This is a genomic window from Acinetobacter sp. PFS20, assembly GCF_052261015.1.
Classification (GTDB): Bacteria; Pseudomonadota; Gammaproteobacteria; order Pseudomonadales; family Moraxellaceae; genus Acinetobacter.
The window spans coordinates 1,973,603-1,995,578 of the sequence record NZ_JBPVZE010000001.1; the positions used below are offsets into that span (position 1 = coordinate 1,973,603).

A 21,976-nucleotide genomic window follows, 5' to 3' on the forward strand; every position below is an offset into this window, starting at 1 on the left:
GACATCAAATTATTGCCTTGTCTATCTTGCACGCTTTACTACAATGGCATCGAAGACCTAGGGTTTGTGGCCAGACCCCAAAAAAATATTACGCGAGTTGTTTGGAAGTTTTTATGTATAAACCAACCACATTTGTGTGGCAGCCATCTGCGGCATCATTGTTCAAAATTACCGTACTTAGCTCTGCTTTAGCTGCGTTGGGTATTACAACAGGCTGTTCATCGACTCCGCAATCTGCAAAAACCTCAAAATCGAAACAGGTCAGTGGAGCAGGTTATTTAGATGCGAGTAGTCTTGACTCTTTGGAAGACTTACTTTCAGCAACTGATATGCGCGCTGTAGAAGGCGATCGTCTGCTTATTTTGAAGCATGGTGATGTCTGGAAGCGTATGTCTGTTGGTTTCAAAATGGATTTGAATCATTGGGATTCACGTATTGAAGCTCAGCGTAGCTGGTTTATTTCTCGTCAGCCTTACCTTGATCGCTTGAGTGCTCGTGCCAGTCGTTATTTGTACCATACTGTGAAAGAAGCTGAACGCCGTGGCTTACCGACAGAACTTGCATTATTACCAGTAATTGAAAGTTCTTATGACCCAGCTGCAACAAGTAGTGCAGCAGCAGCGGGGCTATGGCAGTTTATTCCAAGTACTGGTCGTATTTATGGCTTAAAGCAAACTGGTATGTATGATGGGCGCCGAGATGTGGTTGAATCGACTCGAGCAGCCTATGAGTTTTTAGGAAGTCTCTATAACCAATTTGGTTCTTGGGAACTTGCGTTAGCTGCCTATAACGCTGGCCCTGGACGTATTCAGCAGGCGATTAACCGCAACCAAGCTGCTGGTTTGCCAACTGATTATTGGTCATTAAAATTACCTCAAGAAACAATGAACTATGTTCCACGTTTCTTAGCTGTTGCTCAAATTATTAAAAATCCAAAGGCTTATGGTGTAGAACTACCGCCTATTGCAAATAGACCCCATTTCCGTGAAGTGACTTTATCAGCACCTTTAACGTTAAATGAAATTGCTTCTACAGCAGGGTTAAGCCGTGCAGAACTTTATGCATTGAACCCGGGATATCGTGGTGAAGCAGTAGACCCTGCGAGTCCAATGCGTATTTTGATTCCTGCAGATTTAAGTCCTTCAATTGATAATAAATTAAAAGGGAAAAAAACGGGTGGTAGCTCAGGTTGGTGGGCAAATGCAACTTCACCGTCTACACCGACAACGGTTAGTCCTTCTACTACAGTGACAACAAGAACAACACCAACAACACAAGTTCAGCCAGTTAAACCTTCTTCACCAGTGAAGAATACTTCAACGATTTCAAAATCTACACCACGTGGTTCAGATGCGTTAGCTGCCTTTGCAGCATCAGCGGATGTACCAAGTGCGCCGCGTATTCCTGTAGCTGTGACCAATGCGGCTAACATTACGAAGCCTGTTAAGATGGAGCCACCGATTTCGGCTTCTGAACGTGAAAAGATTTTAGCGGCAGTTCGAGCTGAAGGTGAGAAAGAAACAGTTCAGCAAGCTTTAGAGCCACAACCAACTCAAGCTGAAAAAGATCAAGTCGTTGCTGAATTAAAAGCAATTGCGCCTAAAGGAACTGAAATTGTCGATCCGTATGATGGCAAAATTAGGTTAACCGCAATTCAGACGAGCCAGTCAGTTGCAGAGCAACAAGGTAAAGAGGTCAGTAGAGGTTTTGCTTATCCAAAAACTTTAGCTGAAGACGTAACCGTAGCTAACTCTGAAGACGGACAGCGCAATAAAGGCAAGCCTTACATTAAAACTGATACAGATGTAGTGGTTGTACAGCCTAAAGGTAAGCGTAGTACTTATACGGTTTTACCGGGTGATACGTTGGCCGTTATTGCAATGAAAAACGGCGTAAACTGGCGCGATGTTGCTAAATGGAACCAGATTGACCCTGAAAAGACATTATATGTTGGTTCAACGCTTTACCTATATGATGCTAAACCACAAGAAACTCAAACAACATCTAAAAGTACAGCTAAACCAGATGTATATGTGGTTGAAGCTAACGACAGTTTAAGCGGTGTTGCTAATCAGTTTAATTTGTCAGTAAGACAGTTAGCTGAATATAACGATTTATCAGTGACAGATGGTCTGTTTGTTGGACAGAAACTACAGTTAAAAGAGCCAAAGAATAGTCGCTCAAGTGCTAAAGCCGAGCCTAAAGCAGTTCAGTCAAATGCAACGAAACGTATAGCAACAAAAAGTTATACTGTGAAGCGCGGTGAATACCTTAAGTTGATTGCAGATCGTTATGCGCTCTCTAATCAAGAACTTGCTGAATTAACGCCAGGTTTATCTGCGGGCAGTAACTTGATGGCTGGCCAAAAAATTAATGTGCCTACACAAGATATTTCTGTAGATGAAGTTGCTGAAACTAAGGCTTCTAGTAAATCTGAGAAAGCATCAGCAAATGTTTCTTATAAAACAGAAGGCTATAAAGTACAACGTGGTGATACTTTATCGAGTATTGCAACTAAATCAAAAATTAGTCTAGCTGAGCTAGCCGAGTTAAATAACTTAAAAGCAAATAGCCATGTGCAACTTGGTCAAACTTTAAAAGTACCGGCAGGCTTAAGTGTTCCAGAACAATACGTTGTACAGTCTGGTGATAGCTTAAATGCGATTGCGAGTAAATATAATTTGCAAACAAGTTATTTGGCTGATCTAAACGGTTTGTCTCGTACTGCCGGTTTGCGTGCTGGTCAACGTTTAAAACTAACAGGTACGGTTGAAGAAGCGCCAACTAAATCTTCTAAAAATACCAAAGAAGAAACGCCAGAAACGTATACAGTCAAATCTGGTGATAGCTTAGGTAATATTGCTAACCGTTATCACTTACAGTTGGACTACCTTGCTTCATTAAATGGTCTTTCACGTACCAGTAGCGTTCGTGTAGGGCAGCGTTTAAAGCTAACAGGTGATGTACCTACAGTAGAAACAGCTAAAGTAGATACCAAGTCTTCAACTAAAACAGTTGCGGCTGGTAAAAACACTGAAAAATATACTGTGAAATCTGGTGAGTCTTTAAATAGTATTGCGAGCCGTGCAGGCATTTCAGTGCGTGAACTTGCTGAAATGAATGCATTAAAAGCGAGTGCTAATTTACAGCGCGGTCAAAATATTGTGATTCCAAAAACTGTTGTGGAATACAAAGTGAAGCGTGGTGATACATTAATTGGCCTTGCTAGCAAATATGGTTTAGAAACCAATTTCTTGGCTGAGCTGAATAATTTAACGCCTTCTACTCAGCTTCGCATTGGTGATGTTATTAAAGTGCCTAATTTATAAAATAATTAGTAACTTATGCATAAATCATCTTTTCAACTGAGCCTGCTAGTCGGGCTCAGTGTCGTTTCGCATGCAGTTTTTTCTGCACAGCAAACTACCTCATATATAGCGATTCATTCCAAGCCTAAATATTTAGGAATGATGGCTATGCCATATGCAAACCCGAATGCTCCTAAAGGTGGTCTGTTAAGTCAGGCCGCTCAAGGAACTTTTGATAACCTCAATAGTATGAATGGTAAGGGGAATGCTACAGAGGGCGTTAATTATCTTTTTGATACTTTAATGACCCAGTCACTAGATGAGGTCGGAGTTTTATATCCACTTTTAGCTGAGAAAGTGAATTATGACCCAGAAAAAACGCAGTCTGTTACTTTCTATTTAAACCCAAAGGCGCGTTTTAGCAATGGACAGCCAGTCACTGCGGCAGATGTTAAATTTAGCTTTGATGCCTATCAGACGAAGTCCAATTTAGGTTTACAGATGTATCTTGCTGATTTGGCAAAAACAGAAGTCATAAACACCCATCAGGTAAAGTTTAGTTTTAAGTCTACCCATAATCCTAAAATGCCATTTATTTTGGCAACCTTACCGATTTATTCAAAAGCAGATTGGCAAAAAAGAGATTTTAGCCGAATTACCCTACAACCGATTATTGGTTCGGGGCCATATGTAGTTGAACGAGTTGATGCCGGTAGAAGCATTAGTTATAAAAGAAACCCAAATTATTGGGCAAAAGATTTGCCTATTAACAAGGGGCGTTATAATTTTGACCGATTAAAATATGTCTATTATCGAAATTGGGATATTGCTTTTGAAGGATTTAAATCTGGGCAATACACTTTGCATGAAGAAACTAATCCTAAAAAATGGGTAACAGATTACCGTTTTCCAGCCGTAAAAGTAGGACTGGTTACTCAATATAAATTTCGTCACCACAACCCGATTGCCACTGAGAGTTATGTTTTTAACAGCAGACGAAAACCTTTAAATGATATCCGTTTTAGACAAGCCTTAACCTATGCCTATGACTTTGAATGGCAGAATAAAGCCTTGTTCTATGGTCAATATCAACGTCTTCAAAGTTATTTTGAAAATAGTGAATTAGCAGCAACGGGTCGACCTTCAAAAACTGAATTAGAGTTGTTAAAACCGTTATTGCCTAAGTTATCTCCGCTCATGCAGCAAGGTGTTTTAGCAGACTGGAAATATCCAGTGTCGGATGCGAGTGGGTTTAACCGTCAGAATTTGTTAACTGCTCGGCAATTATTGATACAAGCTGGCTATAAAGTTAAAGAAGGGCAGCTATTTACGCCAGAAGGAAAAAAAGTTCAGTTTGAGTTTCTAATTCAGCAAGATGGCAAACAACGAACACTTTTACCTTTTATTCGTAACCTGAAAAAGTTAGGCATTGCAGTTAATTTGCGTCAGGTCGATGCTCCGCAATATTTAGAAAGGACTCGTCGTTACGATTTTGACATGACCACCATGAATCTGCCGCAATCTCTCAACCCAGGCAATGAACAAACTCAGTTTTGGGGAAGTGTAGCCGCAGCGCAGGATGGAAATTATAATTATGCAGGTATTCGCAATCCCGAAATTGATCAAGTGATTTCTAAACTTGTTGCAAGTAAAAGCCGTGAACAACAGATTATTTATACTCGCATTCTCGATCGGTTGCTTAGAGCTGGTTATTATCAAATTCCGACCTATGGTAAAGGTGAAAACTGGTATGCTTATTGGAATATGTATCAACAACCTAAAGTTAAACCAGCACTTTCTTCTGGGATAGAATATTGGTGGAGTGATGCAAATAAAGCCAAAACAGTTGCCAAGTATTTACATCAACAATAAAAAGCACCTGCCATAAAGGAAATCCTGTTATATGGGTTCATATATTCTCAAGCGACTTCTTTTAATGATTCCCACATTGCTTGTCATTTTATTGATTAACTTTGTGGTTGTGCAAATTGCACCGGGTGGGCCAGTTGAGCAAGCAATACATCAGGCACAAAGCGATTTGGGAATTGGTCGTGCATTGAGTGCAGAAACTTATTATCAAGGTGCTCAAGGTTTAAGCCCTGAAATGGTTGAACAAATTAAGGCTCAGTACGGCTTTGATCGTTCTGCTCCTGAACGTTTTTTTCTAATGTTAAAAGGTTATTTAACTTTAGATTTTGGACAAAGTTTCTTTAAAGATAAGCCTGTCGTGCAATTGTTGTGGGAAAAAATACCTGTTTCAATTTCACTTGGGCTGGTGAGCACTTTTCTGATTTATTTTATTTCTATTCCGCTGGGAATTAAGAAGGCAAGACAACAAGGTTCGTGGTTCGATCGGTCCACCTCATTAGTTCTTGTGGTGGGATATGCTGTACCAAGTTTTGTATTTGCCATTCTGTTAGTTGTTTTTTTTGCGGGCGGCTCTTATTTCCAATGGTTTCCATTACAAAATTTAGTATCGGATAACTTTCATCAACTTAGTCTTTGGGGCAAAGTTACCGATTATTTATGGCATATGACTTTGCCACTGATTACCATGGTATTAGGCGGTTTTGCCAGTTTAACTTATTTAACTAAATACTCATTTTTAGAAGAACTCAATAAACCCTACGTTTTGGCAGCCTATGCAAAAGGATTGAATAGCCAACAGGTGTTATATAAACATGTATTTCGTAATGCCATTTTAGTTGTGCTCGCAGGATTGCCAGAGGTGTTAGCGGGTATTTTCTTTGTGGGTAACCTGTTTGTAGAAATTATCTTTCATTTAGATGGGGTGGGATTGCTGGGCTTTGAAGCCCTTGTCCAGCGTGACTATCCTGTTATTTTTGGGGTTTTATTTTTCTTTACTTTATTTAGCCTAATTTTACGTCTCATTTGTGATGTGCTGTACCAATGGATTGATCCAAGAATTCACTTTGACGCACAAGGAGGCAAATAATGTCTTTAATTGTGCGGACGCGATTACAGCGTTTTAGACAGCATAAATTGGGTTGGGCCAGCTTTATTCTATTTAGTCTGATTTTGGTTTTGTCATTAGCTGCGGAGTTGATTGCTAACGATAAACCATTGTTAGTGAAGTATGAAGATTCTTACTATTTGCCAGTGTTTAAAACATATCCAGAAACTGCGTTTGGTGGGGTGTTTGAAACAGAAGCTGATTATAAAGACCCCGCCGTACAAGCGCTTATTGAGGCTAAAGGATGGGCAGTTTGGCCGCTCGTTAAGTTTTCATATCAAACGCCCAATTTAGACTTGGCCGTTCCTGTGCCATCACCCCCCTCCAAACAAAACTGGTTAGGAACAGATGATCAGGGCAGGGATGTTTTTGCTCGTATTCTTTATGGCTTAAGAGTGTCGTTGCTTTTTGGTTTAGCCTTAACATTTTGTTCCGCTTTATTTGGAATTACCGTAGGTGCCATTCAAGGTTACTATGGCGGCTGGATCGATTTATTAGGACAACGTTTGGTTGAGGTCTGGAATGGCTTACCCATGCTTTTTATGGTCATGATTTTAGTCAGTATGTTTGTGCCAAACGTCTATTGGCTATTTTTCATTATGTTGTTTTTTGGCTGGACCGTTTTGGTGGGTATCGTTAGAGCAGAGTTTTTGAAAGCTCGCCAGCTAGATTATGTTCGTGCAGCCCAAGTTTTGGGAGTGACCGATCGCGCTATTATTTTTAGGCATATTTTGCCCAATGCGATCAGTTCGAGTTTGTCTCAGTTACCTTTTATTTTAACGACTAATATTAGCGCGTTAACCGCTCTTGATTTTTTAGGGTATGGTTTGCCACCCGATGCAGCTTCATTAGGCGAGTTATTGCTACAAGGTAAAAATAACTTAGATGCACCATGGCTAGCAATTTCAGGGTTTTTTAGTCTGGCAATTGTTCTTTCACTTTTAATTTATATTGGGGAGGCGGCCCGTGATGCATTTGACCCAAGAAAATAATTTAAACAAGGTTTCAACATTATTAAAGGTAAAGCATCTTGCAGTTCAAACCAAAGCTCACAAGGTTTTATTGGATGACCTGAATTTCCACTTACATGAAGGGGAAACACTTGCTATTGTCGGTGAAAGTGGTTCAGGTAAATCGATGAGCTGCTTAGCAATAATGGGATTGCTGCAAGAAAAATTAGAAGTAACGGGTCAAGTCTGGATTGGCTCACAAAACATGCTTGAGTTAAATGAGAGAGCTCAAGCAAATTTACGTGGTCGACAAATCGCAATGATTTTTCAGGAGCCTGCTACTGCCTTAAATCCGCTACATCGGGTTGAAAAAATTGTAGGAGAAAACCTTCTTTTATCAGGTTTTTCAAAACTTGAAGTTCGACAACAAATAGTTGAGCTACTAAAAGATGTGGGAATTGTTGAACCAGAACAAATTTTAAAACGCTATCCACATGAGCTTTCTGGTGGACAAAAACAACGTGTCATGATTGCAACGACATTGGCACTTCAGCCTAAAATTTTGATTGCTGATGAGCCTACGACTGCGTTGGATGTGGTCTTACAGATACAAATTTTAGAGCTATTAAAATCTTTACAAGCAAAATATGGAATGGCACTTATTTTAATTAGCCATGATCTAAATTTAGTACATCGCTATGCTGAGAAACTAATTGTATTACAAAGTGGGCGTGTAGTAGAGCAAGGTGAACTGAGCCAAATTTTTACAAACCCTAAAACAGCTTATACAGCACAGTTATTAGATCATGATTTTGGAAGTGTAGAGTCTAGACCCGCTCAACAGAATGTTTTATCAGTTCGAAAGCTCAGCGTGCAATTTCCTATAAGAAAAGGAATTTTAAATCGCATTCAAGGGTATTTCACTGCAATAGAAGATTTGAGTTTCGATCTTGCTCAAGGTGAATCGCTTGGGGTGGTTGGTGAAAGTGGTGCGGGTAAATCTTCTTTAGGTCTGGCTTTGGTTCAGCTTGTTAAGAGTGAAGGGCAAATTGTTTTTTTAGAGCAAGATTTGAATCAGTTACAGCCAAAAGTGCTACGTTTGATAAGATCAGATTTTCAACTTGTATTCCAAGACCCATTTGGTAGTTTAAATCCGCGTATGACAGTAGGGCAGATTATTGCTGAAGGGTTAAAGTTAAAAGCTGTGAATGAAAAAGAGGTAACCCAGCAAGTTGAATCTGCTTTGGTAAAAGTTGAATTGGCTGAAGATTTTCAACATCGTTATCCTCATGAACTTTCAGGCGGTCAACGTCAACGTGTAGCCTTAGCTAGAGCTTTGGTGGTTCAGCCTAAACTTTTAATTTTGGATGAACCTACATCGGCCTTAGATCGGACCACGCAAAAAGCTATAATTAAGTTGTTGCGACAATTACAGCAAACTGAGCAGTTAAGTTATATTTTTATTAGTCATGATCTAAATATAGTGAAATCACTGTGCCATAAAGTAATGGTATTACGTCATGCCAAAGTTGTTGAATATCAGGAAACTGAACTCCTATTTTCTAAGCCTCAAACTGAATATACCAGACAGTTAATTAAAGCATCTCTTTAAGATTTTATTTTAATTATTTGTTTTTTAATAGAATAAATCTAATTTTAAACTTATGCAAAAAGTTGCATATTTTTATATTCTTTAAAATTGACATGTGCTATTGTCAGTTATCGATTATGTCTTGACACGCTCAATAACTCATTTAAATTAGAGTAATTGCTCTATAATTCAAAAAAGAGGTTAACCATGAACCAGATTGCTCAACCCATCACAATTCGTAATACCACCTTTAAAAACCGAATTATTAAAGGTGCGATGAGTGAGGCGCTTGCAAATTATGAAGGCCAACCAAATGATTTACATTTGGGCTTATATGGTGCTTGGGCAAAAGGTGAACTTGGCTGTGCCATTACGGGCAATGTCATGGTAAATGCTGGAGCAAAAAATGAACCGGGTGTTGTGGTTATTGAAACTGAACGTGACCTAGATCGCTTAAAAGAGTGGGCTGCCTTAGGTAAAAAATATGGCATGGTGCAGTTAATTCAATTGTCACACCCAGGTCGTCAGTGTCCAAAAGGTTTAAATAAAGAAACCGTTGCACCATCGGCAGTATCTTTTAGCCCAGCTTTAGCAACCATGTTTGGAACACCACGTGAACTTAGTCATGATGAAATTCTAGATATTATTAATCGTTTTGCGAAAGCAGCTCAGATCTGTGAAAAAGCAGGTTTCGAAGGCGTGCAATTGCACGGCGCACATGGTTATTTAATTAGTCAGTTTTTATCGCCATTAACCAATAAGCGTACAGATCAATGGGGCGGTTCAGTTGAAAATCGTAGCCGTTTTTTATTAGAGGTTTATAAAGCGGTACGTGAAGCGACTTCAGATAATTTTATCATTTCAGTGAAGCTTAACTCGGCCGACTTTCAGCGTGGCGGTATTAGCGAAGAAGATGTGATTTCAGTTTTTAAAGCAGTAGATGAAGTTGGAATCGATTTAATTGAAATTTCAGGTGGTACTTACGAGGCACCAGCAATGGCTGGAGCTAAGGCGGATAAACGTAAAGCAAGCACGATTGCACGTGAAGCATACTTTTTAGATTTTGCAGAGAAAATCCGCCAGCATGTTAAGTGTAAACTCATGGTAACAGGTGGGTTCCGTACCGTAGAGGGCATGAATGCTGCACTTGAAAGTGGCGCATGTGACTTTATTGGTATTGCTCGCCCATTTGCGGTAGAAACCGATTTAACAGCACATCTAATTGCAGGGCAAGACGTGCGTTATGCCGTAAATCCGATTAAAACAGGTTTACCTTTTGTCGATAAAATGGCAATTATGGAAATTATTTGGTATGCCGCTCAATTTAAAACCATTGGCAAGGGTAAAAAACCAAATCCAAAACTTTCACCACTGGTGGTGTTTTTAAATTATGCCAAAGGCAATATTAAAGCGGTGATTCAAGGACAAGTGAATTCGCGTAAGTCGGCGTAATTTCATTACCATGCAGCGGTCCAGTAAGCGTTAAATGTAGAAGCAGACCATTGGCCTTTAGTTAAAGCATTGTTAAAGGCAGGTCTGTTTTCTATTTGGGCGAGATAACGGTGTATATGTTTAAACTGACTGTAATTTTGTGAGCAAGCTAATAATGGAAACCACATCAAAATATCAGCAATAGTAAACTGATCTCCGGTAAACCATGCATGTTGCTCTAAATGTTCATCAATCATTTTCATTTGCCGTTGTAATGATTGATTGAGATAGCCTTGATCGAATCCATATTTTAAAAGTTTAGGAATGAAACGGATCGGAAAAGGTGTACGTTGTGCAATTTGGTGAAAAATTTGTTTGAGTACTAAATCGGGAATGAATGTTGCCTCACAATAATTTTTCCAATAATAAAAATTTAGGAGTTGTTGGCTTGATAGGCTGTTCGGTCCCAATTGTGGGTGTAAATGGGATAGGTAATCTAAAATTGCTGAGGTTTCAGCTAAGACTGAAGTCTTTCCTTGTTCAATAATTTCGATAGCTGGAAATTTTGATAATTGATGAGGTGAGTTTTTATCTTCGCCTATGCCTGAATGATCTTTAATAATGAGTTCATAGTTGAGTTCTAATTCTTCTAAAAACCAAATAATGCGTTGAGAGCGAGAATTTTTTAAGTGAAATAATCGAATTTGCATGTCATGTCTAAATTATAGTTTTGATCTATGTTGAGTATAGAACATAATTTAATTATAAAAATATTTATAAATCAGTAAATTATATTTTTTATGTAAAAGTAGCTTAATAAAAAGCCACTGCCATTAAAAATAGAGTGGCTTTTTAGTGTTTGATATCCCTAACAAGATCTGACCTACAAGTTTGTCGTCTTGAAGAGGATACCGTATATCAGATGTCTTTATAGTTCAGTTTAGAACGTATAGCTCATACCAAACTGAACGGTACGTGGTTCGGCCGGATAAGCATATAAATTGAAAGCACTTTCATCATAAACTTTGTCAAAAATATTTTTCAGATCTAAGTTAAGACGAAGTTTTGGTGTTGCTTGATAATAAGAAACCAAATCTGTAACCGCATAACCTTTCATGATGTAAGTACTATTTGCTGTTTGTCCTGCACGCTTATCAATATATTTTTGATTAATCCCTAGACCTAAGCCTTGTAAAGGGCCATCTTGAAATTCATAGATATTTAAAAGATTAAAACTATTCTTTGGAATATTGGCTAAAGCCGTTCCTTTTTGCAGAGTGTTGTCTTTAGTCACTTCTGCATCTGTATAGGCATATCCACCAATAATTTTCCAAGCTGGGGTAATTTGCCCTGCAATATTTAGCTCAATACCTTGACTACGAACTTCACCAGCAGCAACTTTATAGGCTGAATCTACAGGATCTAGAGTTAAGACATTTTCTTTTTTTGCGTAAAAAATAGCGGAGTCAACCGATAGCATATTGTCGAGTGCTTGCCATTTAAAGCCTAATTCGTAAGCCATACCTTCTTCTGGGTCAAAACCTTCTCCATTGCGGCTAGCACCAGTGTTGGGTTTAAAAGATTTTGCAGCATTGCTATAGATTGAAAGATCATCACGGGCTTTAAAAACTAAACCTAAACGTGGAATAAATGCGTCATGACTGGTATTCCAGTTTGCAGTATTCGGTAATAGGTTTTTGTAATCATGTTCGTAGTGCTCAAAACGTAAACCTAGCAGTGCACTTAAATGCTCATTTAAATCGATTTGATCTTGTACAAAAAGAGCAGTTGTTTTTAAGTTTTCGCGGTCATGAGTAGTAACCCTATTAAGCTCAGGCAGTGGTTGGCCTAAAACAGGATTATAAATATTAATAGGGTAACTACCGACATCACCACTTGAACGAATAATATATGACTTGTAATCGTAGTTTTCATATTCAAGTCCAGTTACAAGAGTATGAGCTAGACCTAAAAGTTGGAAATTACCTGTTAGATTAATTTGGGCATCAGTATCTTGCCATTTTAATTCGCGATAGTTGTAATTTCGGTCTAAAGTTTCTCCATCAGCCTGTATGCCATTTGCTTCTACCGCATAGCCATACAATTTGCCGTTTAAATATTGCACACCAGCATTCAGCTTCCAGTCATTCCCAAGGTCATGTTCGACTCGTAATTGAGTCATATTGTTATCATTGTAGAGCCTGTTGGTGTATTTACCCGTTTCCCACAAATAAGTGTCTGATGAACTAATAAAAGACTTCTGACCTGCATAACGTGTTTGTCCACGATCAAGCGGATGCTGATTTCTTAAAATATCGGCTTCAAAAGTAACTTTTGTTGTGTCGGAAGCTTGCCATTGAATGACTGGTGCAATTCCATAACGTTTAGATTCAACGTGGTCACGATAACTATCACCACCTTCTGCAATTACATTTAGACGATAACCAATATTTTCTGCATTAGGTATAGTTCCTGTCGTGTCTACAGTGGTGCGGTATAAACCTTCACTGTTAAGCTGTGCGCCCAAAGTGGTTTGTTGCTCAGACTTTGGTGTTTTAGAAATTAAGTTAAACGTACCACCCGGGTCACCACGGCCATACAAGCTAGATGAGGGGCCACGTAAAACGTCTACGCGTTCAATCGTGTTGCTATCTGGAGCGTTTGGATAACCTCGGTTAATTGGGAATCCATTACGGTAAAACTCACCGCTGGTGAAACCACGAAGATTAAACCCTGTTAAGCCTTGACCGCCAAAGTTATTAGCACGAGTAACACCACCAGCTAAATCAAGTGCTTCGATTAAACGTGTTGCACCAATATCTTCAATTACTTTTTGAGTCACCACACTGACAGATTGCGGTGTATCTTTTAATGCTACTTCGCTACGTGTTGCGCTACTCGAATTATCTACCTTATAAGCTTGGTCATCGGCCTGTTGGGCTTTAATTTTAATGGTAGCAAGCGTAGTTGAAGATTGATCTGTTTCTGCGAACGCACTTGATATACAACATAGTTGAGCAATGCTCAGGGAGATGAGACGAAGCTTAAGATCCATTTAAAACCTTGTTGATAATAAATATCAGTATAAAAATAAGAATTATTATATTGTAAATCTATGTAAAGGAAATACTGGATCAGTGATATTTAAATACAAATGTATTTTATTTGGAAATAAGAGAGGTTAAAGCAATTAAATAGAATGTTAAGAAAATAAAAAGAAATTTTATAAGAATAGAATAATGGCGTCCCTACGGGGATTCGAACCCCGGTTACCGCCGTGAAAGGGCGATGTCCTAGGCCTCTAGACGATAGGGACGTTGAGGATGGCGGTATCTTAAGAAGCCGCCACCAAACTGTCAAGTAGGTAAGGAGACAGTTTGTTCAAAATATAGCAAAACAGTTCAGCAGTCTTCTGAGTATCGTATAAAGCAGAGTGTGCTTCTTTACCATCGAACTCAATTCCAGCTTGAATGCAGGCTTTAGCAAGGACGGTTTGTCCAAACATAACAGCACTTAAAGTAACTGTATCCATGACTGAAAAACTATGAAAAGGGTTCTGGTTTTTTGTGCTTGTACGTGCAATCGCAGCTTGAACAAAACCAAGATCAAAATGGGCGTTGTGACCAACCAACACGGCATGGGTACAATGTTGTTGTTTACGAACTTCATTGACTGATTTAAAAATACGGCGTAATGCAGTCCGTTCATCTTCAGCCATTGCAATACGCATTGGATTGAATGGATCAATACCAATAAAGTCTAGCGAACGGCGGTCGAGGTTAGCCCCTTCAAACGGGTTAATGTGCGCATGAAATGCTGGACCAGGGACAAATTGTCCCTGAGCATCATACACAATTGGAATGCACGCAATTTCTAGCAATGCATCTGTCTGGGCATTAAAACCTGCCGTTTCAACGTCAACAACAACAGGTAAGAAGCCACGAAAACGTTGGCCAATGACCGGGACAGAGGTTTCTTGTGTCACACTTTTCTCCATTGCAGCGTTTTCCCGGCATGCAGCGGGATAATTTTTTGATCATCTAAATAATCAAAAGATTCTGGTACAAGGTTATCTTCTTTTACCAAAGTAATGGTAGAAGTATTACGTGGTAGACCGTAGAAGTCCGCACCAAAATGGCTAGCAAAACCTTCTAAGCGCTCTAATTTACCTACTTGGTCAAATGCTTGGGCATAAAGCTCAATTGCATTAGGTGCACTATAACAGCCCGCACAGCCACACGCATTTTCTTTTGCATTTTGTGAGTGTGGAGCACTGTCTGTACCCAAGAAAAATTTAGGGTTACCACTCGTTGCAACTTCAAGCAAAGTTGTTTGATGTGTTTGGCGCTTTAAAATTGGCAAACAGTAAAAATGCGGTTTAATGCCACCGACTAACATATCATTACGGTTAAATAATAAATGCTGAGGAGTGATTGTTGCCGCAACATTACGATCATGCTCTAAAACAAAATGAGCCGCATCGCTTGTTGTAATGTGCTCAAGTACCACTTTAAGTTTTGGAAACTGTTTTAAGAGTGGGTTGAGTACTTCGTCAAGGAAACGTTTTTCACGGTCAAAAATATCGACATGGTTATGAGTCACTTCACCATGAAGTAATAACGGAACTTGATGTTCTTCTAATTGTTCAATAACTGCATAAACCTTACGGATATCACTCACACCATTATCAGAATTGGTGGTGGCACCAGCTGGGTAAAGTTTAATTGCATTTACATGTCCAGATTCTTTAATTTTACGAACTTCGTCTGGAGAGGTGAAGTCAGTAAAATAAAGCACCATACGCGGGTCAAAATTGAGACCTTCTGGAACATGAGCAAGAATACGTTCACGGTAAGCCAGCGCTTCTTCCACAGTCTTTACTGGTGGAACAAGGTTTGGCATACAGATCGCACGAGCAAACTGTTTAGCCAAATCAGGTACAGTACGTTTTAATGCTAAACCATCACGTAAATGTGCATGCCAGTCATCTGGCTGGAGCAGGGTAATAGAGTCCAAGGCAGTTCAAACTTCGAAATAAAACAAATGATAATCGATAAAGTGTGAAAATGGTAACGAGAATTACGGACAAATGGCAAAATAAAGCGCAAGAGGCCTCAAAAAATAATGTTATATTTTGTTAATGTGTAAGAGGTAGGAATCGGGTAGTGGTAAATAGGGGAAATGTACATGAATTACTCAAAGCAAAAGAAGAAATAGAATATCTGGTAACTTTACATACCCATCGTTATGCCAATACACCTTTGCCTCATCAATTAGAAAAAAAGTTCTGGTGTTTAAATCTTGAACGAACTAAACAAAATATCTCCAAATTTTTAGCAAGTGGTGTTCTCACCTACCTCATTTTTATTTTATTAGCGCTTCCTACAGACTACTTAGTGATTGGCGTACCTTATATTACTTGGGACTTTATTTACTGTTTACTAAGCGCAATTAATATTGCTTGTGCGCTGCTGCTATTTTGGGTTTTTGCCAAGTTTAAAAAACTCACTGAATATTTTTACATCGCTGCGTGTGGGATTGTATTTTTTACCATTATTTTCAATGCAATGTTGCTGCTGAGTGTAGGAAATATCGCTCTTAAAAATCAGTCAATGTTACTCCTTTCTTTTTTATATATGCTCGGTTTTATTTTGAGCGGTATAAAGCCTCTACATATGCTTTATGTGGGTTTAACAGCAGCAATTTTTGTTTTTTCTTCATTGATTTTATTGCAAGCGAATTGTGACTATATTGCTTTGGGGCGAGCACTGTTTGGTAGCTGTATTTTAGGTTTTTCAATTAGTACGATGCTTACGTCTAGAGAAAGAAGCCTTTTTTTAAATAATCAGCTTGCTGAGCTTAACGAACAGATTTTACGTATTGAGGCATCTGAGTTGCTTCATTTAAGTCAGCAAGATGCGCTCACTAAAATTTCTAATCGACGTACTTTCGATGAAATGTTTGACTTTTTTTACTATCGGGCAAAGCAAGAACAACGTCCATTGGCAGTTTTATTTATTGATATCGATTTTTTTAAAAACTATAACGATTGTTATGGACACCAGATGGGAGACAAGGTCATCTCGTCTATTGCCTCTGCAATTAAAAATTCGATTCGTCATGTTGATTTTGTTGCTCGTTATGGCGGAGAAGAGTTTGTCGTTCTTTTGCCAAAAACACCGGCTCAAGGTGCCTATGCAGTGGCTGCCAATATTTATAAAGCTATAGAACGTCAAGCGATTCCTCATGCGGCGTCATTAGTTTCTAAGCATGTCACCATTAGTTTGGGTTTTACTGTCTATACAGAAGGCTTAAGAGTAACTCAGGAAAATTTAATTCATGCTGCCGATCAAGCTTTATATCGGGCTAAGGAGCTTGGACGTAACCAGATTTATTATCAGCCTTTGCAGTTACCAGAAATTGCTTAAGCTCAAACGTTTAAAATAAAAAAGCCACCTTTGTAGGTGGCTTTTTTATGAGCTAAGAAAAATTATTTTTTCTTGCTATCAAGTTGTGGCACAGCAGAACCTTGACCGATTGAAAGCAAACCAGCATCTGTATAGATACCAAGTTTTGCACGTGTATCGGTAATGTCGAGGTTACGCATAGTCAACTGACCAATACGGTCCATAGGCGAGAACATTGAATCACCTTTTTCCATTGTTAAACGTTCAGCTTCGTACGTTAAGTTTGGAGATTCAGTGTTCATGATGGTGTAGTCATTACCACGACGAAGTTCAAGCGTAACTTCACCAGTAACTGCTTTAGCAACCCAACGCTGTGCAGTTTCACGCAACATCAGTGCTTGAGAGTCGAACCAACGACCTTGGTAAAGTAAACGACCTAAACGTAAACCGTTAATGCGGTATTGTTCGATGGTATCTTCGTTGTGAATACCAGTAACCAAACGCTCGTAAGCAATATGAAGAAGGGCCATACCCGGTGCTTCATAAATACCACGAGATTTTGCTTCGATAATACGGTTTTCGATTTGGTCAGACATACCTAGACCATGACGGCCACCAATACGGTTTGCTTCAAGAATAAGCTCAACCGGATTGTCAAAAGTTTGACCGTTCAATGCAACAGGTACACCTTCTTCAAAGCGTACAGTCACTTCTTCTGGTTTGATTTCAACTTCATCTTTCCAGAAAGCAACGCCCATAATTGGGTCAACGATTTTGATACCAGCATTTAAGTATTCAAGATCTTTTGCTTCGTGAGTTGCACCCAACATGTTTGAGTCAGTTGAATACGCTTTTTCTTTTGACATTTTATAGTCAAAACCGTTGTCGATCAGGAACTGTGACATTTCAGCACGGCCACCGAGTTCATCGATGAAGTTTTGATCTAACCAAGGCTTATAAATTTTAAGATTCGGGTTGGTCAACAAACCATAACGATAGAAACGTTCAATATCGTTACCTTTATAAGTTGAACCATCACCCCAGATGTTAACGTCATCTTCTTTCATTGCAGTAACTAACATTGTACCTGTTACTGCACGACCTAATGGAGTCGTATTGAAATAAGGAACGCCGCCTGTACTGATATGGAATGCACCACACTGAATTGCAGCAATACCTTCGAGCGCAAGTTGTAAGCGGCAGTCAATTAAGCGAGCTTTTACAGCGCCGTATTGTTCTGCTTTCTTTGGAATTGCATCGTAGTCATCTTCATCAGGCTGGCCTAAGTTTGCAGTGTATGCATAAGGCTCTGCGCCTTTTTGTTTCATCCACAATAGAGCAGCTGAAGTGTCTAGGCCTCCGGAGAAGGCAATCCCAACTTTTTTGCCTACTGGTACATGCTGCAAGATAGTTGCATTATCAGTCATTGCTAATCCTAACATTTATAAAAAAGACCCCGTGTAGGTGGTCTCGAGAATTCTGAATGGCGGCTATTGTAGCACTATTCATGGTGCTTTTTTTGGCAAAAAAAGCATTAATTCACTTGTTCTGATTTGAAGTTTTAATTTCATAAAAAATCTAAGCGTATTTATAGAATGAGAAGGGGGAATGAAGTATTGTTATTCCAAATAAGAAAAGACTTTTAATGACTTAAAAAGAAAATAGGATAAATATGAAGAAAAATTTTGGCTTATCGCGTGCACACTATGTTGTGGCTGCGATCACCGCGCTCGACGTGCTTTATATGATTTACCATTATATGGCAATCAGTGGCTCAACCTCTACTTATTTATTCGGTGGAGTTACTGGAAAAGCGGTTGTGATTGGGCTTCATCTATATGCTGCTAAAAGAGTTTTAGATGGCTCAAAAAATTCTAGATATATTTCACTTTTCTTAACGGTATTTTTACTTTTTGCATTCCCAATTGGAACTATTCTTGGTGTGATTATGCTGTGCTTATTATATAAATGGGAAAAAGAGCCAGATTTCCTTAGTGTCATTAAATAAAAGTAATAGGAGTGGTTTTGATGGATTGACCATAAGCTCCAATAAATTTCTTTACTGGGTCATCCAAAAGCGGAAAAAAAGTATTAAAGTACTATGCAACAAGTTGCAAAAAACTATTGGGACGCAGCATGACAAGTTACGCCAATCTATTAAAACCATTACATTTAGGCTTTACCACTATTAAAAACCGTGTGGTGATGGGATCCATGCATACGGGCTTAGAAGACCGTTTCTATAATTACCCTAAACTGGCTGCTTATTTTGAAGAGCGTGCTAAAGGTGGGGTTGGCCTGATTGTGACAGGCGGTATTTCACCGAACCGTCAAGGATGGTTAGCACCTGCTGGCGGAACCATGAACAGTCTATTTGATGTTCCTCAGCACCGTCTGGTAACGCATGCTGTTCATAAACATGGCTCTAAAATCTTAATGCAAATCTTGCATGCGGGCAGATATGGTTACCAACCGTTTGTTGTGTCTTCAACAGCCATTAAATCTCCAATTTCGCCATTTAAACCACGTCAGCTTTCTGAAAAAAATATTCTTAGTACAATTGAAGATTACGCTCAGTGTGCTGACATTGCCAAAAAAGCAGGTTATGACGGTGTCGAAATTATGGGCTCGGAAGGTTATTTAATTAACCAGTTTTTAAGTAGCCACGTGAACCAACGTTCTGACCGTTGGGGCGGTGAAATTGAAAACCGTATGCGTTTTCCAGTTGAGATTGTTAAAGCGATTCGTGCCAAAGTCGGCGAGAAATTTATTATTTGTTTCCGCTTGTCTTTACTCGATTTAGTTCATGACGGTAACACCATGCAAGAAGTCGTGATTGTTGCCAAAGCTTTAGAAAAGGCAGGCGTAACGTTATTAAATACGGGCATTGGCTGGCATGAAGCACGGGTACCAACCATTGTAACGTCTGTACCTCGTGCTGCTTTTGTCGATTACACAGCACATGTAAAACAACATATTTCTATTCCGATTATTGCTTCAAACCGTATTAACATGCCTGAAACTGCCGAAGAGATTTTGGCAACTGGCAAAGCAGATATGGTTCAAATGGCACGTCCATTATTGGCTGATGCATTTTGGGTAAATAAAACTGCGACTAACCGTGTTGATGAAATTAATACCTGTATTGCTTGTAACCAAGCCTGTTTAGACCATGCTTTTAAAAATAAGCGCGTGTCTTGTTTAGTGAACCCACGAGCAGGTCATGAAACTGAACTGGTTTATTTAAAAACCAAGCAGCCTAAACGTATCGCTGTTGTCGGTGGCGGGGTTGCGGGTATGTCAGCAGCAACCGTTGCGGCAAGCCGTGGTCATGCGGTCACTTTATTTGAAGCGACTTCAGACGTGGGTGGTCAGTTTAACTTTGCCAAAGTGGTGCCGGGTAAAGAAGAGTTTCACGAAACGATTCGCTACTTTAAAGTCCAACTCGAAAAAACCGGGGTGGATGTACGTTTAAATACTCGCGTGAACCGTGAGCAGCTTGAACGTGAAGGTTTTGATGAAGTGATTGTTGCAACAGGCGTAATCCCTCGTGCATTAAAAATTGAAGGAAGCAATGCACCACAAGTTCTTTCTTATGCTCAGGTTTTAAAAGGTGCAGAAGTTGGGCAAAAAGTTGCAGTGATTGGTGCGGGTGGTATTGGTTTTGATGTATCGGAATTCTTACTTAAACCTCCACATCAACCACAGCCTCAACCTTTAGCCGAGTGGCAACGTGAATGGGGCGTAGACCCAGATCCTAACTATATTTCTGAAGGTGGTATGCAGCCACCAGTAGTTGAACTTCCTGTTCGCCAGATTTATTTACTGCAACGTAAGACGACACCTCTAGGTATTGGTCTTGGTAAAACTTCAGGTTGGGTACATCGCGCACAGCTTAAAAAGCATGGCGTGCGTATGCTCCGTGGTGTGCAATATAAAGCGGTCACTGATGAAGGGCTTTGGATTGAGCACAATGGTCAAGACCAGCTTTTACGTGTAGACACGGTTGTAGTGTGTGCAGGTCAAGAGTCGGTAAAAGACTTGATGCCAAAAGAAGGTGAGTCGACTATAGCGAACTACTACATTATTGGTGGTGCAAAGCTCGCAGCGGAGCTAGATGCGAAGCGTGCGATCAAAGAAGGAGCAGAATTAGCTGCTCGATTGTAAAATTGATGAAACAATATGCACTTGAACACAAAGTGATGATATTTTTCTTGAATAAAATGAATAAGCTTTGTATTCTTACGCACATGGAAGCGTGGCAGAGCGGTTTAATGCACCGGTCTTGAAAACCGACGAGGGTGTGAGTCCTCCGTGAGTTCGAATCTCACCGCTTCCGCCAAATTCGAAAAGCCCCTGTTAATAGCAGGGGCTTTTTTTTATATCTATTATTTTACCCTCAAAATAACCCACATCAAAATGTAGATGCATTAATTCTTAGTTTATTAAAGGTGGAAAAATGAAAATAAAAAACTACACACCAACTAAAGGTTTTGTATGGGCTTTGCTTTTAATTATTTTTATAGCATGGCTTGTATATAAATGTGTTCCTTTAACAGAGAAAGATCAAGATGCTCTTATTCATTCAAATATGGAACGGGAAAGGATTAGGCTAGCTGAAGAGTTTGACTCTTATACACAAGAAGACTTCGCACGACTACCAAAATTTGACTCTCGTAAATATTTTTTAATAAAGCGTAGTGGTCGGTTTTGGTTAATACCAAGAGAGTATCAAGGAGATAGTGGATTTAAAATCAGATGGCCTACAGATGTTAATAAATTATTGGCAAAAGACTTGAAAAATGATTTTGATAGGGATTATGCATTTAATGTATTTATGTATTCACCTCAATATTATAATCGTACAACAGATTATTGGGGGCGAAAAATTTATAATAATACATCCTGTCAACCAAAACCTTATGTAGGAAAATTTAAATGGAATGGTGTGCTCATAAGAATTTATGACTCTTACCATAGAAATATTAAAGATGAGCAATATTTAGATGTTTGTCTAACTGCATTAAAAATTTTAAATGAAGAAGTAAAGGAAATACATTATGTTAACTAAATTAAGTCAAACTCATAAAACTTTGCCATATTTATTAAAAGACTGAACTATGTTGATATAAGAAATCTTGATTAAAAATCTGCTTTATAACTTTTATAGACTTATTTAATACTTAATGTTGTTAAGTTTTTACCTGCATGATCTAAAAGAGTTTTTTGAAGCAATATTATATCTTAAATGGTTATTTCATTAATTTTATGCAATAGCGATTTAGCTACCAAGAATATGTAAGTAATAGGATAAA

The 21,976-nt window shown here is 39.0% G+C and carries 15 protein-coding genes and 2 tRNA genes; 11 read left to right on the plus strand and 6 right to left on the minus strand.

The features are described from left to right. Positions 1 to 113 precede the first annotated feature (113 nt). The 6 genes from ACS125_RS09330 (at position 114) to ACS125_RS09355 (ending at position 10,275) form a co-directional block, all read left to right on the plus strand. Positions 114 to 3,329 carry a LysM peptidoglycan-binding domain-containing protein gene (locus ACS125_RS09330; protein WP_443271686.1) on the plus strand — a complete coding sequence of 1,072 codons (3,216 nt, stop codon included), beginning with the start codon at positions 114 to 116 and terminating at the stop codon, positions 3,327 to 3,329. Between the two features lie 15 nt (positions 3,330 to 3,344). Beyond that, positions 3,345 to 5,180, plus strand: coding sequence for an extracellular solute-binding protein (locus ACS125_RS09335; RefSeq protein ID WP_443271688.1), 1,836 nt, complete (start codon positions 3,345 to 3,347; stop codon positions 5,178 to 5,180). A gap of 31 nt (positions 5,181 to 5,211) precedes the next feature. Further along, entirely contained in the window at positions 5,212 to 6,264 is a 1,053-nt protein-coding gene (locus tag ACS125_RS09340) for a microcin C ABC transporter permease YejB (protein ID WP_443271690.1), read from the plus strand. Next, positions 6,264 to 7,274: an ABC transporter permease gene (locus ACS125_RS09345; RefSeq protein WP_443271692.1), complete on the plus strand. Its 1,011-nt coding sequence runs from the start codon at positions 6,264 to 6,266 to the stop codon at positions 7,272 to 7,274. Before ACS125_RS09340 ends, ACS125_RS09345 begins: the two co-directional genes overlap by 1 nt. Beyond that, positions 7,249 to 8,844 (plus strand): ABC transporter ATP-binding protein, encoded by a 1,596-nt coding sequence (locus ACS125_RS09350; RefSeq protein WP_443271694.1) that lies wholly within the window; start codon positions 7,249 to 7,251, stop codon positions 8,842 to 8,844. The genes ACS125_RS09345 and ACS125_RS09350 overlap by 26 nt, the downstream gene beginning before the upstream one ends. 186 nt (positions 8,845 to 9,030) lie before the next feature. After that, a complete protein-coding gene (locus ACS125_RS09355) occupies positions 9,031 to 10,275 on the plus strand; it encodes an NADH:flavin oxidoreductase/NADH oxidase family protein (RefSeq protein WP_443271696.1) in 1,245 nt (414 codons plus the stop codon). 5 nt (positions 10,276 to 10,280) lie between these two features. Here the strand turns inward: ACS125_RS09355 and ACS125_RS09360 are convergent, their stop codons facing one another. From ACS125_RS09360 to pyrC, 5 genes are all read right to left on the minus strand, one after another. Beyond that, positions 10,281 to 10,964, minus strand: coding sequence for a glutathione binding-like protein (locus ACS125_RS09360; protein ID WP_443271698.1), 684 nt, complete (start codon positions 10,962 to 10,964; stop codon positions 10,281 to 10,283). A gap of 230 nt (positions 10,965 to 11,194) precedes the next feature. After that, a complete protein-coding gene (locus ACS125_RS09365) occupies positions 11,195 to 13,309 on the minus strand; it encodes a TonB-dependent siderophore receptor (RefSeq protein ID WP_443271700.1) in 2,115 nt (704 codons plus the stop codon). A 185-nt stretch (positions 13,310 to 13,494) separates the two neighbouring features. After that, a tRNA-Glu gene (locus ACS125_RS09370) sits at positions 13,495 to 13,570 on the minus strand. Between the two features lie 18 nt (positions 13,571 to 13,588). Continuing rightward, positions 13,589 to 14,251: a ribonuclease T gene (gene rnt / locus ACS125_RS09375; RefSeq protein WP_002117536.1), complete on the minus strand. Its 663-nt coding sequence runs from the start codon at positions 14,249 to 14,251 to the stop codon at positions 13,589 to 13,591. Then, positions 14,236 to 15,270, minus strand: coding sequence for a dihydroorotase (pyrC, locus tag ACS125_RS09380; RefSeq protein ID WP_004793881.1), 1,035 nt, complete (start codon positions 15,268 to 15,270; stop codon positions 14,236 to 14,238). Before pyrC ends, rnt begins: the two co-directional genes overlap by 16 nt. A 149-nt stretch (positions 15,271 to 15,419) precedes the next feature. Between pyrC and ACS125_RS09385 the strand changes: the two genes are divergently transcribed. Beyond that, on the plus strand, positions 15,420 to 16,682 hold the full coding sequence (locus tag ACS125_RS09385) for a GGDEF domain-containing protein (protein WP_443271703.1): 1,263 nt from the start codon (positions 15,420 to 15,422) through the stop codon (positions 16,680 to 16,682). A 62-nt stretch (positions 16,683 to 16,744) separates the two neighbouring features. On the opposite strand, the gene argG is transcribed toward ACS125_RS09385, so the two are convergent. Then, positions 16,745 to 18,103 (minus strand): argininosuccinate synthase, encoded by a 1,359-nt coding sequence (gene argG / locus ACS125_RS09390; protein ID WP_132071802.1) that lies wholly within the window; start codon positions 18,101 to 18,103, stop codon positions 16,745 to 16,747. Between the two features lie 230 nt (positions 18,104 to 18,333). Here argG and ACS125_RS09395 point away from each other — a divergent pair, with 230 nt between their 5' ends. The 4 genes from ACS125_RS09395 to ACS125_RS09410 all read left to right on the plus strand — a co-directional run bounded on the left by ACS125_RS09395 (position 18,334) and on the right by ACS125_RS09410 (position 21,732). Continuing rightward, positions 18,334 to 18,669: a hypothetical protein gene (locus ACS125_RS09395; protein ID WP_198077717.1), complete on the plus strand. Its 336-nt coding sequence runs from the start codon at positions 18,334 to 18,336 to the stop codon at positions 18,667 to 18,669. A gap of 128 nt (positions 18,670 to 18,797) precedes the next feature. Further along, entirely contained in the window at positions 18,798 to 20,828 is a 2,031-nt protein-coding gene (locus tag ACS125_RS09400; RefSeq protein ID WP_443271706.1) for an oxidoreductase, read from the plus strand. Between the two features lie 85 nt (positions 20,829 to 20,913). After that, positions 20,914 to 21,003, plus strand: a tRNA-Ser gene (locus ACS125_RS09405). A gap of 117 nt (positions 21,004 to 21,120) precedes the next feature. Continuing rightward, positions 21,121 to 21,732 (plus strand): hypothetical protein, encoded by a 612-nt coding sequence (locus tag ACS125_RS09410; protein WP_443271708.1) that lies wholly within the window; start codon positions 21,121 to 21,123, stop codon positions 21,730 to 21,732. Positions 21,733 to 21,976: the final 244 nt, after the last annotated feature.